This window comes from Pseudomonas sp. LPB4.O (assembly GCF_038383825.1).
Taxonomy (GTDB): domain Bacteria; phylum Pseudomonadota; class Gammaproteobacteria; order Pseudomonadales; family Pseudomonadaceae; genus Aquipseudomonas; species Aquipseudomonas putida.
In genome coordinates this window covers 4,432,856-4,447,499 of sequence record NZ_CP151298.1, presented here as the reverse complement: position 1 = coordinate 4,447,499, position 14,644 = coordinate 4,432,856, and the positions used below count along the sequence as shown (strand labels likewise).

Sequence of the window (14,644 nt, the reverse complement as noted above, 5' to 3'; positions counted from 1 at the left end):
GGGCAAGCCCGCGAAGAGGCCAGTACAGGCCAATGAAGGATCAGCGGCCCAGGCGCATCGGCCAACCCACCACTTTCTTCACCCGCGGCGTGGCATAGGTGCGCACCTTGGAGGTGCTCAAGCCCATGCGCACCAGCGATTCGGCGATGGTCACCGCCGCGCTCACGCCATCCACCACCGGCACGCCGGTGCGCTGGCGGATCTGCTCGTCCAGCCCGGCCATCCCACCGCAACCCAGGCAGATCACCTCTGCCTTGTCGTCACGCACGGCGCGTTCGGCCTGCTCGACAATCGCCTCCACAGCCCGTTGTGGCTCAGCTTCCAGCTCCAGCACCGCCAGCCCGCTGGCCCGCACCGACGCACAGCGGTCATAAAGGCCAGACAGCTTCAGACGGTCTTCGATCAGTGGCACGGTGCGGTCCAGCGTGGTCACCACGGAATAGGCATGGCCCAGGTACATCGCGGTGCTGGCGGCTGCATCGGTAATGTCCACCACGGGCACGTTCAGCAATTCCTGCAGGCCCTCGCGGCCGTGTTCGCCATAACCGGCCTGGATCACGGCGTCGTAGGGGCCCTCGTAGGCCAGCACCCGGTCCATCACGGCGATGGCGGCCAGGTAGCTTTCGAAGTTGCCTTCCACCGACTCGGCACCGAACCAAGGGGTAAGGCCGACGATTTCGGTACCGGGCGCTGCTACGGCCCGGGCTTGCTGGGCAATGGCTTCGGTGATGGCATCGGTGGTGTTGACGTTGGCGATCAGAATACGCATGGGCAGTCCTCCCTGATTAATGGCTGCTGTGGTCGACGGCGATGCATTCGCCGCTGACGTCGTGGTAGTGGCGGTTGCGTGGTGCGATCAGCAGGTACAGGACGGCGGCGATGCCGGCACCGATCAGCCAGGAGAACGGGGCCACACTGTGGAAATTGGGTACCAGGGCCAGCACGATGGCCAGCAACGCAGCAGGCACGAAGGCGGCCACGGCGCGCAGGTTGATGCCCTTGCTGTAGTGGTAGGCGCCGGTCGGGTGCTCGGTGTATAGCTCTGGCACGTTGATGCAGCCTTTGCGCAGCAACCAGTAGTCGGACATGATCACCCCGTACAGCGGGCCGAGCAGGGCGCCCAGGCCGGACAGGAAGTACACGATCACCAGCGGGCTGTTGTACAGGTTCCACGGCAGGATCAGCACCGCCAGGGTGGCGCTGATCAGCCCCGCGCGACGGAAGTTCAGGTGGCGTGGCGCCAGGTTGCTGAGCACAAAGGCCGGGGCGACGAAGTTGGCCATGATGTTCACCGCCACGGTGACAATCAGGAAGGCTACGCAGCCCAGTACCAGGAACAACGTGCTGGGGATGGCGGCGACGATCTGGGTCGGGCTGTCGATGATCTGGCCGTTGATCTGGAACTGCGCGCCGCACAGCACCACGGTGATCACGGCAAACACCAGGATGTTCACCGGAAGGCCCCAGAAGTTGCCGACGCGGATGGTCTTGCGGCACGGCGAGGAGCGGGCGAAATCACAGAAATTCAGCACCAGGGTGCCGTAGATGGCCAGCCACAATGCCCCGCCGGCGAAGATGTTGCGCCACATATCGATGCCGGTCAGTGGCTCGGCGACCGACCAGGCGATGCGCGCGTCGGCCTTGAAGTACATGAACACTGCCAGGGCGGCCACGGTCAGCAGGATCACCGGGCCGGCGAAGGCCTCGTAGCGGCGCACCATCTCCATGCCGTAGGCCAGGATCACCAGCTGTACCAGCCAGATTGACACGAAGCACACCCAGCCCAGGCTCGACAGGCCGAGGATGCTGTCGTGGTCGTAGGCCGCCATTTGGGGCCACACGGCGGTAAGCAGCACGCGCAGCACCACTGAGGCCAGGAAGGTCTGGATGCCGAACCAGGCGATGGCAATGACTGCGCGGATCAGCGCCGGTATCTGTGCGCCATGGATGCCGAAGGCAATGCGGCTGATGACCGGGAACGGCACCCCGGTTTTCTGCCCCATGTAGCCGGACAGGTTCATGAAGAAGTACACCAGCGCCGCGCCAATGGCCAGCGACAGCAAAATCTGCCAGCCACCCAGACCAAGGGCGAACAAGCCCATGGCGAACGAGTAGTTGGCAATATTGTGCACATCGTTTGTCCACAACGCGAAGATGCTATAGCCACCCCAGCGCCGCCCTGCGGTGCGTGTCGGGGCAAGGTCGCGGTTGTGCAGGCGCGGGCTCAGGGCCAGTTCTGGCGCACTGCCGACGAGGCTGGAAGCGGGGTGGGTGCTGGCGACGGATAGTTCAGGGGCAAGGTCGAGGCTGCTACTCATTCCGGCGGGCTCCTGATGCACTTTGACTGCGATGAGCGGGCATGCGCACGGGCTCGCCATCTCGTCGGTGCAGCTTGGCATCACAGGGTTCTGGGCGCGGCGGCCGGCTTTGGACCGGCGTCGCGGGTTCTTGTGTATTTATGTTTTGTTCGAGTTGTATACAAAACACGACCACACAAAAGCGAGTTCCATGCCAAGGAAAGAGCAAGTTTCAACAGGTCATCATTTCAAACCTATCTTGTTCAAAGATAAGTTGATGAAATAAATTGATTATAAGTTGACCTAATGAACAGGTTTATTTTTTGGAGGATTAGTTAGTTGATCAATTGGTCAAATTAAGCGGTGGGAAGTGTGTAACGAAATGGGGCTCTACTGGATAAAGTGCACACAAAAATGGCACTTAAGGTGACGTTCTTGTGTACAAAAAATAGTCAGCTTTTCCTGCTTTGGCCTCTTCGCGGGCACGCCCGCGAAGAGGCCGTAACAGGAGCAAATCAATCCATCGGCGGCAATCGCCGCTTCACCGGGCTTTTCTTGATGATGGCGGTGTTGGTCTCGGCCAGCACATTGATGCGGTCGAGCAGGGTGTCCAGTTGCTCCATCGAGCGCACATGCAACCGGGCAATGAAACAGTCCTCCCCGGTGACCTTGTCGCACTCGGTGAACTCGGGGATGGCAATGATCTGCCGTTCTACCTCCTGCAGCTGGCCCGGCAGTGGGCGGATGCGCACGATGGCCTGTAACTGGTAACCAAAGGCGCGCGGGTCGACCTCGACGGTGTAACCGCGCAGCACCCCACGCTCTTCCAGTCGGCGCAGGCGCTCGCTGACGCTGGGCGCGGACAGCCCGCTGACTTGCGCCAAGGCTTTGAGCGAGCGGCGCGAGTCTTCCATCAGTGCGTTGATCAGCAGTTGGTCGATGGCATCGGTCATGGTCACCTCGTCAGGTAATTCGCGTTATTTGCCTTGATAGTAAAGGCAAGGCTGCAAATCTGCCTTGGTAATCCGCTGGAAGGCAAGGCTGTAACCTTTGCATACTGTTGTCATCGTCAATGGGAGGTGTGAGATGGACAGTTCATTGCGCCGTGGCTCGCTGGAAATGGTCGCCGCCATGCTGATTTCCGGGACCATCGGCTGGTTCGTGCTGGTGTCGGGGCAGCCGGTGCTCGAGGTGGTGTTCTGGCGCTGCGTTTTCGGCGCCGTAACCCTGCTGGTGATTTGCGCCGCTTTCGGCTTTTTGCGGGCCGGAGTCATCAGCCGTACGGCGTTCCTGTTGGCGATCGCCAGCGGCGTGGCCATTGTCGGCAACTGGCTGCTGCTGTTTGCCTCGTATTCCCGTGCGTCGATCGCCATCGGGACAGCGGTGTACAACGTGCAGCCGTTCATGCTGGTGGGGCTGGCAGCGCTGTTTCTGGGCGAAAAGATCACACTGGCCAAGCTTACATGGCTTAGCGTGGCGTTCCTCGGCATGTTGGCCATCGTCAGCGCCCATGGTGTGGGGCAGGGCGGTGGTGAGGAATACTTGCTGGGCATTGGCCTGGCACTGGGCGCGGCGTTTTTGTATGCCATTGCGGCGTTGATCATCAAGCGGCTGAAAGGCACCCCGCCTCACCTGATCGCGTTGATCCAGGTAGCGACGGGTGTGCTGTTGCTGGCGCCGTGGGTCAAGCTCGGCGGATTGCCGGGTGAAGCGCCAGCGCTGGCCAGCCTGTTGACGCTGGGCATGGTCCACACCGGCCTCATGTATGTGCTGCTGTACAGTGCCATCCAGCGTTTGCCCACGGCGTTGACCGGGGCGCTGTCGTTCATTTACCCGATTGCGGCGATTCTGGTGGACTGGGTGGCCTTCGGTCATCGGCTGGCGCCGCTGCAATGGCTGGGGGTAGGGCTGATTCTGCTGGCAGCGGCGGGGATGCAGCAGGGGTGGTGGTTCCGGCCGGCGCGGCTTGCAGTCAAGAATTGAAGTGACCTTGTGGGCCTCTTCGCGGGTAAACCCGCTCTCACAGGATCACCGTAGCTCTGAATACTGTGGGGTCCCTGTGGGAGCGGGTTTACCCGCGAAGAGGCCGGCAAGGTAGAATGCCGCTTTTGCCAGCCTGCGACCCACCATGACTTCCCCGATTCACACCTTGGAGCAGCACCTGCTCGCCGCCCTCGACCCTGCCCCGCAGGAAACCCGCCGCCTGTTCCATGGCCGTGGCCGTTGCTGGGCAGGCCTGGAGCAGGTCACTGTCGACTGGTTGCAAGGCGTGCTCTCGGTAGCCCTGTTCCGTGAGCTGCCCGAGGGCCAACTGGCCGAACTGGAAGCCATGCTGCGCAACGTGGCCCAGTCCCCGCAATGGGCCGGCCAGGCCATTCTCATCCAGCACCGCTATTTGCCCGACAGCCCGGGCCAGTGGCTGCTGGGCGAGCCGTGCCAGCAACGCGAGGTGGTCGAAGACGGCCTGACTTACCTGCTGGACCTGGGCGTGCGGCAGAACAATGGCCTGTTTCTCGACATGCGCTACGGCCGGCGCTGGGTGCGCGAGCAGGCGGCGGGCAAGCGCGTGCTGAACCTGTTCGCCTACACCTGCGGCTTCTCGGTGGCAGCGATTGCCGGAGGCGCCGAGCAGGTGGTGAACCTGGACATGGCCAAATCGGCGTTGTCCCGCGGGCGCGATAACCATCGCCTGAATGGCCACGATGCATCGCGTGTGGCCTACCTGGGGCATGAGCTGTTCAAGTCATGGGGCAAGGTGCGCAAGTACGGGCCTTACGACCTGATCATCATCGACCCGCCGACCTTCCAGCGTGGCAGCTTTGTGCTGACCCAGGATTACGCGAAGATCCTGCGGCGTTTGCCGGAGTTGCTGAGCGCGGGTGGGACGGTGCTGGCCTGTGTCAACGACCCGGGTGTCGGGCCGGAGTTTCTGATCGAGGGGATGGCTGAGCAGTCGCCGTCGCTGGCGTTTGTCGAGCGGCTGGAGAACCCGCCGGAGTTTCCGGATGTGGACCCGGCCGGGGGGCTGAAAGCCTTGGTATTCCGTCAGACCTGAGGTTGCCAGTACCGGCCCTATCGCCGGCAAGCCAGCTCCCACAGGGCTCAGCACAACCCTGAATGTTGTGGGGGCCTGTGGGAGCTGGCTTGCCGGCGATAGGGCCGGTGCTGACAGCATCAAGCCCCCAGGGCCTGCAGCGGCAGCGGGTACACCTGGGCAAAACTCACGTTGTCGGTCTGGTCCACCCGCTTCTTCAGCCGCTCGTTGAACGCTCGGCTCACCGCATATTGCCCGCCGGAGATGGTGCGGAACTGCGCCGTCAGCACAAACCCGTTCAAGTCCATGCGGTCCACCCCGAACACTTGCAGCGGCCCTTGCAGGTTGATGCGCAGCAGCGGGTCTTCGCTGATCGACTTGCCCACCTCATGGATCAGCGCCAGTGACGCATCCACATCACTGTCGTAGGTGAACTGCACCGAGAAGAACGCATAGGCGAACTGCCGCGACTGGTTGGTAACCGCCTTGATCTGGCCGAACGGCACCGAGTGCACAAAGCCTTTGCCATCGCGCAGGCGCAAGGTACGGATCGTCAGGCTTTCGACGGTACCGGCATGGCCGGAATCAAGCACCACCCAGTCGCCGATTGAAATGGTGTCCTCGATCAGGATGAACAGCCCGGTAATCACATCCTGCACCAGTTGCTGCGAGCCAAAGCCGATGGCCAGGCCGATCACTCCGGCACCGGCCAGCAGTGGCGCGACGTTGATGCCCAGGTTGGCCATGGTGGTGATGGTGCAGATGACGATCAGGATCACTTTGATCGCATTGCGCAGCATCGGCAGGATGGTCCGTACCCGGGTGCTCGGCTGGCGTGCGCTGCGGCGGCCGACGGGTGGCTTGAGTGCTTCCTGGATGGCCGTGTCGAGTACCACCCACAGCAGCCAGGTGACCAGCAGGATCAGGCCAATGCTTGACAGCGAATTGCTGATCGCCTGGCCCAGGCTGTTGCTCAGGGCGAAATCGACCACCGAGAAGCCCCAGATGCGCCCCAGCAGTTCGATGAACGTCACCGCCATGGCGATGCGCAGTAGCGCATGGGCGAGGCTACGCAGCAGCTCCTTGTAAGGGCGTACCCGCTGTGCCGGGTCGGTTTCCCGCTGGGCCAGCAAGTGTTGCAGCAAGGTGCTGAGGAACACGGTACAGACCAGCAGTACAGTGGTCAGCAAGGCTTTCTGCAGGGCCTTCTGGCTTTCTTCGCCGGCGCCGATCAGGTGAATGGCCGACACCAGGATCATCAGCAGGATCGGCAGATACCACAGCACCGAAAAGATCCGCAGGGTCTCCTGCACGGCGCGATGCTGCACGCGGTCCTTGAAGGCGCGGTTGCGGATCAGGTGCGCCACCGGGCGGCGCAGGCGGATCACCAGGCTGGCGAAGATGAAGGTGGCAATCAGGCCGGTGGCCACCGCGATGCTGGCGGTGATGTTGCCGCCCAGCTGGCGGGCGATCTGTGGGCTGGTCAGGGCGTCGCTCCAGGCCGCGAGGAAGCCGATCATGAACAGCGGACGGGGGGCCAGGCGTTTGATGACCGCCACGGCGTCGCGTTTGTGCCCGGCATCGAACAGGGTCACCAGGCAGAGGATGATCGAAGTCGAGAACAGGCCGCTGCTGGTGGCGTAAGCCAGGCTCAGGCCCAGGGCGCGGGCCACTGACGGGTCGAGAAAGCGGCTGGCGTACAGCGTCAGCGGCAGGCTGGCCAGCGCCGGCAGGGTGTAGGGCAGCAGGTAGCCGAGCAGGCTGCTGGCGCGTTTGCGTTCGCGTAGCCAGGGCGTACCGGAAGTGCGTTTGGCGACCCAGCGGCCGAGGCTGGTGAGTGCCGCGAAGCTGGCGGCCCAGGTCAGGGTGAGCAGGAGGAAGTTGCCGACCAGTTGCAGCGAATCGTCGGACGAGTGCCGGTCGACCAGGCGCTCGACTTCCTTGGCGGCGCGGTCGGTGCGCAGGCGCCAGGCATCCACCAGGTGGGCGTCCAGGTCCAGCTCCTGGGCGGCGCTGTCCAGGCCGTCGGCCAGGGCCCCAAGCAGTCCGCCTTGCAATACCGGTTCGGGTTCGGCGGGTTGTTCTTCAGTAGGGGTGGGGTCAGCGGCCAACAGGTGGGTGCTCAGCAGGCAGCCGAGCAGCAGGGTAGAGAGAAAACGCAGCACTGGAGTACTCCTTGGGCCGGGGTGAGCGGGGCAGGGTTACTCAAGGAACTGATTGCAGGTTGGTGGAGAAAGTTCGAAGAGGTGTGTCAAAACGACTGGCGCTATCGCCGGCAAGCCAGCTCCCACAGGTACTGCACACGCCTCGGGCATTGTGCAGTACCTGCCTGCATCAGTTATTGACCGGTATAGATCTGGTCAAACACCCCACCATCGTTGAAGTGGGTCTTCTGCACGGTGCGCCAGTCACCAAAGGTCTTCTCTACCGACAGGAAGTCCACTTTAGGGAAACGGTCGGTGTATTTGGCCAGCACCGTGGCATCACGCGGGCGCAGGTAGTTGTTGGCGGCGATCTCCTGGGCTTCTGGGGACCACAGGTACTTCAGGTATTCCTCGGCCACAGCCTGGGTACCTTTCTTCAGCACGACCTTGTCGACCACGCTGACAGGGGGCTCGGCTTCGGCAGACACGCTTGGGTAAACCACTTCGAACTGGTCGCGGCCGAACTCGCGGGCGATCATCTCGGCTTCGTTCTCGAAGGTGACCAGCACATCACCAATCTGGTTGGTCATGAAGGTGGTGGTGGCGGCACGGCCACCGGTGTCCAGCACCGGGGCCTGCTTGAACAGCTTGCCGACGAAATCGCGGGCCTTGCTCTCGTCACCGCCTTGCTTGAGCACATAGCCCCAGGCCGACAGGTACGTGTAGCGCCCGTTACCCGACGTTTTCGGGTTGGGCACGATCACTTGCACGCCGTCCTTGAGCAGGTCGGGCCAGTCTTTCAGGGCTTTCGGGTTGCCCTTGCGCACGATGAACACAGTGGCCGAGGTGAACGGCGCGCTGTTGTTCGGCAGGCGGGTTACCCAGTTGTCCGGCACCAGCTTGCCATTGTCGACCAGGGCGTTGATGTCGGTGGCCATGTTCATGGTGATGACATCGGCCGGCAGGCCATCGATCACTGCACGCGCCTGTTTGCTCGAACCGCCGAAGGACATCTGCACGTTGACCTTCTCTTTGTGCTCGGCTTCCCAGTGCTTCTGGAAGGCCGGGTTGTAGTCCTTGTAGAAGTCGCGCATCACGTCGTAGGAAACGTTCAGCAGGGTGGGGGCGGCCTGGGCGAGGTTGCCCAGGGCCAGGCCTGCGGCGAGCAGCGAGGCGGTGAAGAGTTTTTTCACTTTGCTTCCTTGTTCTTGAAGGGTTTTGGGGCAGATTGCCAGCGACTATAGCGGGTGGCTTGAAGCGGGTTAAAGAACAAAAAACACTTTGGTTATGCCGTTGCCAGTCCCGGCCTCTTCGCGGGCACGCCCGCTCCCACAGGATCACCACAAAGCTGAAAATTGCACGGTACCTGTCGGAGCGGGCGTGCCCGCGAAAGGGCTAATACAGGCAGCATCATTGTTTGGGAAAAAGCCCATTCCCACACCGGGAACAGAACGCCGCCCCATGCTCATGCGTCTTTTTTTGACACGTCGGGCAATCATGCTGCAACTGCTCCCCGCGCATGGCATTGGCCAGTTCGGCGGTAAAGATGCCGGTCGGCACGGCAATGATCGAGTAACCGGTAATCATCACCAGCGACGACAGCACCTGCCCAAGCGGCGTCTTTGGCACGATGTCGCCAAAGCCCACCGTGGTCAGGGTAACGATGGCCCAATAAATACCTTTGGGGATGCTGGTAAAGCCATGTTCCGGGCCTTCGATCACGTACATCAGTGTGCCGAACACCGTTACCAGGGTCGATACGCTGACCAGGAACACGATGATCTTCTGCTTGCTACCGCGCAGCGCCTCCATCAGGTAGTTGGCCTGCTTGAGGTACGGGCTGAGCTTGAGCACGCGGAAGATCCGCAGCATCCGTATCACCCGGATGATCAGCAGGTACTGGGCGTCGCTGTAGTACAGGGCGATGATCCCCGGCACAATCGCCAGCAAGTCGACCAGGCCGTAGAAGCTGAAGGCGTAGCGCAAGGGCTTCGGCGAGCAGTACAGGCGGGTGATGTACTCGGCCAGGAATATCGCGGTAAAGCCCCACTCGATGCCGGCCAGCAGGCCGGCGTAGCCTTGGTGCACTTCGTCGATGCTGTCGAGGATGACGGTGACCAAGCTGGCCAGGATTATCAGCAGGAGGATTTTGTCGAAGCGTCTTCCTGCCACGGTATCGGACTGGAAGACGATGACGAAGAGCCGCTCGCGCAGGCTCGCAGGATTATTCATTGGCTCATTCCAAAAAAGCGATGGGCTGAGCCTAGGGGTTGCATTTCAGCTGTGCAAGCGGCTGGCGTTGCGCTGCCTGGGCTGAGCCAGGTGGCTGCCCAGGTGCATCAGCCAGCAGGCGGCGACGAAGGGCGCGGTCAGGCCCGGCACGGGCAGCAGCTTGAACAGCGGTTGCAGCAACAGGGCCAGGGCGATGGCCAGCAGCGTCACCCAGGGTTTTTCACCTTGCCTGCTGAAGGCCACTGCCGCCAGCGCGGCGTTGAAACCATACAAACCCAGCCATGCTGCCTGCGCCTGGTCGGCAATCAACGCCACGCCTCCACCGATGGCCGAGCCGATCACCGCCCACATAGCGGCATAGGGGTTGGCGATGAACATGCCGAGGATGATCAGCAAGCCGGCCAGAGGCTGGTCGAGCAGGAAGATCTGGCCCACGCCTCGGGCCAATGCGTACAGCGGGTCGGCTTCGACGAAGCCGCTGGGCGAGGGGCTGACGACTAGCAGGGTGCCCCAGCCCAGCAGCACGAATGGCGCGGTGTAGGCGACCAGCAACTTGCCGCCGCGCTTGCGCCACTGGTGGGTGATGATGCTGGACAGGCCGCCGGCGGCGATGATCAGGGGGGGCAATATGACCGACCAGGGCAGCACGGCGCTGATCAGGATGCCGATCAGCACGCCGTTGTAGCAGTACAGCCCGGCTTGGCGGTCGGTGCGGTCGTAGCCACGGGCCTGGGCGGTGAGCAGGCCGGCCAGGGCGCCGAGCAGGGCGCCGCCGACCAGGTTGGGCGCGGTCAGCAGAATGGCCAGCAGGCAGCACAGGCCGCACAGGGGGTTGCGCAGCAGCAGCACCTGGCTGAAGCCGTTGAGTAACGCCGTGGCCCAGTCAGGGCACGGGTTGACGAAATTTTTGGTGTACATGGGGCAGTCAGTGAGGTTGATGGGGGAGCGGTGGGCCTCTTTGGGCCTCGGTTTTCCGCAGTTCAGGTAGATCGGTGTACGGGGAGGGCTGCGCCCTCCATTCGCAGCACAAGGCTGCTCCTACAAAGGAATCGCGAGCTTCTCAGGCTACGCGGTCTCTGTAGGAGCAGCCTTGTGCTGCGAATGGGGCGCAAAGCGCCCCCGGCAATCTCATATCAAAGTCTCGATCCGCAGCGTGTTAGTCGACCCCGGTTTGCCGAAAGGCACACCGGCGGTGATCAGCAGCGTGTCGCCACGGCTGGCCATGCCTTGCGCCTGGGCAATCTCCAGGGCGGTGGAAACCACCTCGTCCACCTGGCGCAGGCGGTCGTTGACCACCGAATGCACGCCCCAGGCCACGCTCAGGCGGCGCGCGGTGTTCAGGTTCGGCGTCAGGTTGAGGATCGGTGCCCGTGGCCGCTCGCGTGCAGCGCGCAGGGTCGAGGCGCCCGACTCGCTGTAGTTGACCAGCACCGCCACCGGCAGGATGCCGCTGATGCGGCGGATGGCGCAGCTGATGGCGTCCGACACGGTGGCCTCGGCCTTCGGCCGGCCAACGTCGAGCTGGGCCTGGTAGTCAGGGCCGTTTTCCACCTGGCGGATGATCTTGCTCATCATCTGCACGGCTTCCAGCGGGTAGTCACCCGAGGCAGTCTCGGCCGACAACATGACCGCGTCGGCACCTTCGGCCACGGCGTTGGCCACGTCGGTGACTTCGGCACGGGTCGGCGCCGGCGAGAAGCGCATCGACTCGAGCATCTGCGTGGCAACCACCACCGGTTTGCCCAGCTGGCGGCAGGTGTTGATGATGCGCTTCTGGATTTGCGGCACGCTTTCGGCCGGCACTTCCACGCCCAGGTCACCACGCGCCACCATGATCGCGTCTGCCAGTTCGGCAATGGCTTGCAGTTGTTCGACCGCCGAGGGTTTCTCGATCTTGGCCATCAGGTAGGCGCGATCGCCAATCAGCTGGCGCGCTTCGACGATGTCCTCCGGGCGCTGTACGAACGACAGGGCCACCCAGTCCACGCCCAGTTCCAGGCCAAAGGCCAGGTCGCGGCGGTCTTTTTCGGTGAGTGGGGAGAGGTCGAGTACTGCTTGCGGTACGTTGACACCCTTGCGGTCGGAAAGCTCGCCACCGTTCAGCACTTCTGTGTCGATGGCGTCGTTGTGCTTGGCGGTGACGCGCAGGCGCAGCTTGCCATCGTCCAGCAGCAGGTCCATGCCGGGCTCGAGGGCTGCGATGATTTCAGGGTGTGGCAGGTTGATCCGGCGGCTGTCGCCCGGGGTCTTGTCCAGGTCCAGGCGCAGCGCCTGGCCGCGTTGCAACTGCACCTTGCCTTCGGCAAAGCGGCCCACGCGCAGCTTCGGCCCTTGCAGGTCCATGAGGATGCCCAGCGGGTAGTTCAGTTGCTGCTCCACTTCGCGGATCCACTGGTAGCGCAGGGCGTGGTCAGCGTGTTCGCCGTGGCTGAAGTTGAGGCGGAAGATGTTCACCCCGGCTTCGACCAGCTGGCGGATGTCGTCGATGCCGTTGATCGCAGGGCCGAGGGTGGCGAGGATCTTTACTTTTTTATCAGGCGTCATGGTTGGGCAGTCTCGAGGATCAGGATGGCGCGGAAGTCGTTGACGTTTGTGCGGGTCGGCTCGGTGACGATCAGCGCATCCAGCGCGGCGAAATAGCCATAGCCGTTGTTGTTGTCCAGCTCGTCGCTGGCCGACAGGCCCAGGGCCTCGGCACGGGCGTAGCTGCCCGGGGTCATGAAGGCACCGGCGTTTTCTTCCGAGCCGTCGATGCCGTCGGTGTCGCCGGCCAGCGCGTATACGCCCGGCAGGCCTTTCAGGCTTTCAGTGAGGCTGAGCAGGAACTCGGCGTTGCGCCCGCCACGGCCATTGCCGCGTACGGTCACGGTGGTTTCGCCGCCGGACAGGATCACGCAGGGTGCCTTCAATGGCTGGCCGTGCTGGACGATCTGCCGGGCAATACCGGCGTGTACCTTGGCCACTTCGCGCGACTCGCCTTCCAGGTCGCCGAGAATCAGCGGGCTGAAACCAGCCTGTCGGGCTTTGACTGCGGCGGCCTCGAGCGACTGCTGGGGTTTGGCGATCAGCTGGAAGTGGCTGCGGCCCAGGGCCGGGTCATCGGCCTTGACGGTTTCCGAGGCCGGGTTGTTCAGCCAGTCGATGACTGCTTTGGGCGCTTCGATGTTGTAGCGTTTCAGAATGGCCAGGGCATCAGCCGACGTGCTCGGGTCGGCCACGGTGGGGCCGGAGGCGATCACGGTGGCGAGGTCGCCCGGTACATCGGAAATGGCATAGGTGTAGACCGTGGCCGGCCAGCAGGCTTTGGCCAGGCGGCCGCCCTTGATCGCCGAGAGGTGCTTGCGCACGCAGTTCATCTCGCCGATGGTGGCACCGGATTTGAGCAGTGCCTTGTTGATCTGCTGCTTGTCGTCCAGGGTCAGGCCTTCGGCCGGCAATGCCAGCAGGGCGGAACCACCGCCAGACAGCAGGAAGATGACGCGGTCGTCTTCATTGAGGTTGCTGACCAGTTCCAGCACGCGCTTGGCCACGGCCAGGCCGGCGGCATCCGGTACCGGGTGGGCGGCTTCGACCACTTCGATCTTCTGGCAGTTGGCGCCGTGGCCGTAACGGGTCACGACCAGGCCGGAAACTTCGCCCTGCCAGCTTTTTTCGACCACTTCGGCCATGGCGGCTGCGGCCTTGCCGGCGCCGATGACGATGACCCGGCCGCTACGGTCGGCGGGCAGGTAGGGTTCGAGGACTTGGCGGGGGTGGGCGGCAGCGATGGCTGTGTCGAACAGCTCGCGGAGAATTTTTTGCGGATCGACCGACATGGCAGGCTCCCAATTATTGTTGTTCTGCAGAATCAAAACGCCCCTGGAACTGCCTCCGTGCAGGCCGAACCAGGGGCGGGTGTTGCTCGGTGCTACCGCTGAACCTGTGGTCGCAGGTTCAGCAGTGTTGGCTTCTTCGCGCCGAACCGCCGCGAAGAGGCCGGTAAGGTCTACAACTTACTTGTCGCCGCGGATCGAGAAGTTGGCCATGTGTTCCAGGCCTTTGATCAGCGCCGAGTGGTCCCAGTTGCCGCCACCCAGGGCCTGGCAGGTGTTGAACACTTGCTGGGCATTGGAGGTGTTGGGCAGGTTGATGCCCAGTTCCTTGGCGCCTTGCAGGGCCAGGTTCAGGTCTTTCTGGTGCAGGTTGATGCGGAAGCCTGGGTCGAAGGTGCCCTTGATCATGCGCTCGGCGTGTACTTCGAGGATTTTCGACGAAGCAAAGCCGCCCATCAGTGCTTCACGCACCTTGGCCGGGTCGGCGCCGTTCTTGGCGGCGAACAGCAGTGCTTCGCTGACGGCCTGGATGTTCAGGGCGACGATGATCTGGTTGGCGACCTTGGCGGTCTGGCCGTCACCGTTGCCACCCACGCGGGTGATGTTCTTGCCCATGGCTTCGAACAGCGGCAGGGTGCGCTCGAAGGCTTTAGGGCAGCCACCGACCATGATGCTCAGGGTCGCGGCCTTGGCGCCGACTTCACCACCGGACACCGGGGCGTCCAGGTAGGCTGCGCCGGTTGCCTTGATTTTTTCAGCGAACGCTTTGGTGGCGGTAGGGGAGATCGAACTCATGTCGATCACGATCTTGTTCGGGCCTACGCCCTCAGCCACGCCGTTTTCACCGAACAGTACGGCTTCCACCTGCGGGGTGTCCGGCACCATGACGATGATGAATTCGGCTTCCTGGGCAACCTCTTTCGGGTTGGCCAGGGCCACTGCACCGGCGGCGATCAGGTCAGCTGGCGCGGCGTCGTGGTGGGTGGAAACGAACAGGCTGTGACCTGCTTTTTGCAGGTTTTGGGCCATGGGCTTGCCCATGATGCCGGTGCCGATGAAACCGATTTTAGCCATGAGAATGTGCCTCTTTGTATTTGTGATGTCTCAAGCAAGCCGCGGCCCCTG

The 14,644-nt window shown here is 63.0% G+C and carries 12 protein-coding genes; 2 read left to right on the top strand and 10 right to left on the bottom strand.

What is annotated here, in order from left to right:
* Window positions 1-40 precede the first annotated feature (40 nt).
* The 3 genes from MRBLPB4O_RS20140 to MRBLPB4O_RS20130 form a co-directional block, all read right to left on the bottom strand.
* Window positions 41-769 carry an aspartate/glutamate racemase family protein gene (locus tag MRBLPB4O_RS20140; RefSeq protein WP_341796400.1) on the bottom strand — a complete coding sequence of 243 codons (729 nt, stop codon included), beginning with the start codon at window positions 767-769 and terminating at the stop codon, window positions 41-43.
* A 16-nt stretch (window positions 770-785) separates the two neighbouring features.
* Complete coding sequence (locus tag MRBLPB4O_RS20135) at window positions 786-2,318, bottom strand: NCS1 family nucleobase:cation symporter-1 (RefSeq protein ID WP_341796399.1); 1,533 nt, start codon at window positions 2,316-2,318, stop codon at window positions 786-788.
* 494 nt (window positions 2,319-2,812) lie between these two features.
* A complete protein-coding gene (locus MRBLPB4O_RS20130; RefSeq protein ID WP_043197208.1) occupies window positions 2,813-3,250 on the bottom strand; it encodes an Lrp/AsnC family transcriptional regulator in 438 nt (145 codons plus the stop codon).
* A gap of 133 nt (window positions 3,251-3,383) precedes the next feature.
* Between MRBLPB4O_RS20130 and MRBLPB4O_RS20125 the strand changes: the two genes are divergently transcribed.
* Window positions 3,384-4,280, top strand: a complete 897-nt coding sequence (locus MRBLPB4O_RS20125) for a DMT family transporter (protein WP_341796398.1) — start codon at window positions 3,384-3,386, stop codon at window positions 4,278-4,280.
* Window positions 4,281-4,425: 145 nt separating this feature from the next.
* Window positions 4,426-5,352, top strand: coding sequence for a class I SAM-dependent methyltransferase (locus MRBLPB4O_RS20120; RefSeq protein ID WP_341796397.1), 927 nt, complete (start codon window positions 4,426-4,428; stop codon window positions 5,350-5,352).
* 119 nt (window positions 5,353-5,471) lie between these two features.
* On the opposite strand, the gene MRBLPB4O_RS20115 is transcribed toward MRBLPB4O_RS20120, so the two are convergent.
* The 7 genes from MRBLPB4O_RS20115 to MRBLPB4O_RS20085 all read right to left on the bottom strand — a co-directional run bounded on the left by MRBLPB4O_RS20115 (window position 5,472) and on the right by MRBLPB4O_RS20085 (window position 14,593).
* Window positions 5,472-7,496, bottom strand: a complete 2,025-nt coding sequence (locus MRBLPB4O_RS20115) for a mechanosensitive ion channel domain-containing protein (protein ID WP_341796396.1) — start codon at window positions 7,494-7,496, stop codon at window positions 5,472-5,474.
* 173 nt (window positions 7,497-7,669) lie between these two features.
* Window positions 7,670-8,668, bottom strand: a complete 999-nt coding sequence (locus MRBLPB4O_RS20110) for a sulfate ABC transporter substrate-binding protein (RefSeq protein ID WP_341796395.1) — start codon at window positions 8,666-8,668, stop codon at window positions 7,670-7,672.
* Window positions 8,669-8,885: 217 nt separating this feature from the next.
* Window positions 8,886-9,707 carry an ion transporter gene (locus tag MRBLPB4O_RS20105; protein WP_341796394.1) on the bottom strand — a complete coding sequence of 274 codons (822 nt, stop codon included), beginning with the start codon at window positions 9,705-9,707 and terminating at the stop codon, window positions 8,886-8,888.
* Between the two features lie 45 nt (window positions 9,708-9,752).
* The gene (locus MRBLPB4O_RS20100; RefSeq protein WP_341796393.1) at window positions 9,753-10,625 is read right to left on the bottom strand and encodes an urea transporter; all 873 of its coding nucleotides are present in this window, start codon (window positions 10,623-10,625) and stop codon (window positions 9,753-9,755) included.
* 210 nt (window positions 10,626-10,835) lie between these two features.
* Entirely contained in the window at window positions 10,836-12,251 is a 1,416-nt protein-coding gene (pyk, locus tag MRBLPB4O_RS20095; RefSeq protein ID WP_341796392.1) for a pyruvate kinase, read from the bottom strand.
* Window positions 12,248-13,522: a glycerate kinase gene (locus MRBLPB4O_RS20090; protein WP_341796391.1), complete on the bottom strand. Its 1,275-nt coding sequence runs from the start codon at window positions 13,520-13,522 to the stop codon at window positions 12,248-12,250. Before MRBLPB4O_RS20090 ends, pyk begins: the two co-directional genes overlap by 4 nt.
* A gap of 177 nt (window positions 13,523-13,699) precedes the next feature.
* Window positions 13,700-14,593, bottom strand: coding sequence for a 2-hydroxy-3-oxopropionate reductase (locus MRBLPB4O_RS20085; RefSeq protein WP_016498603.1), 894 nt, complete (start codon window positions 14,591-14,593; stop codon window positions 13,700-13,702).
* Window positions 14,594-14,644 lie beyond the last annotated feature (51 nt).

Bases quoted from the DNA above. Each gene is read 5' to 3' on its own strand.
- MRBLPB4O_RS20140 (WP_341796400.1), bottom strand. From the start codon at position 769: ATGCGTATTCTGATCGCCAACGTCAACACCACCGATGCCATCACCGAA.
- MRBLPB4O_RS20135 (WP_341796399.1), bottom strand. From the start codon at position 2,318: ATGAGTAGCAGCCTCGACCTTGCCCCTGAACTATCCGTCGCCAGCACC.
- MRBLPB4O_RS20130 (WP_043197208.1), bottom strand. From the start codon at position 3,250: ATGACCGATGCCATCGACCAACTGCTGATCAACGCACTGATGGAAGAC.
- MRBLPB4O_RS20125 (WP_341796398.1), top strand. From the start codon at position 3,384: ATGGACAGTTCATTGCGCCGTGGCTCGCTGGAAATGGTCGCCGCCATG.
- MRBLPB4O_RS20120 (WP_341796397.1), top strand. From the start codon at position 4,426: ATGACTTCCCCGATTCACACCTTGGAGCAGCACCTGCTCGCCGCCCTC.
- MRBLPB4O_RS20105 (WP_341796394.1), bottom strand. From the start codon at position 9,707: ATGAATAATCCTGCGAGCCTGCGCGAGCGGCTCTTCGTCATCGTCTTC.
- MRBLPB4O_RS20100 (WP_341796393.1), bottom strand. From the start codon at position 10,625: ATGTACACCAAAAATTTCGTCAACCCGTGCCCTGACTGGGCCACGGCG.
- pyk (WP_341796392.1), bottom strand. From the start codon at position 12,251: ATGACGCCTGATAAAAAAGTAAAGATCCTCGCCACCCTCGGCCCTGCG.
- MRBLPB4O_RS20090 (WP_341796391.1), bottom strand. From the start codon at position 13,522: ATGTCGGTCGATCCGCAAAAAATTCTCCGCGAGCTGTTCGACACAGCC.
- MRBLPB4O_RS20085 (WP_016498603.1), bottom strand. From the start codon at position 14,593: ATGGCTAAAATCGGTTTCATCGGCACCGGCATCATGGGCAAGCCCATG.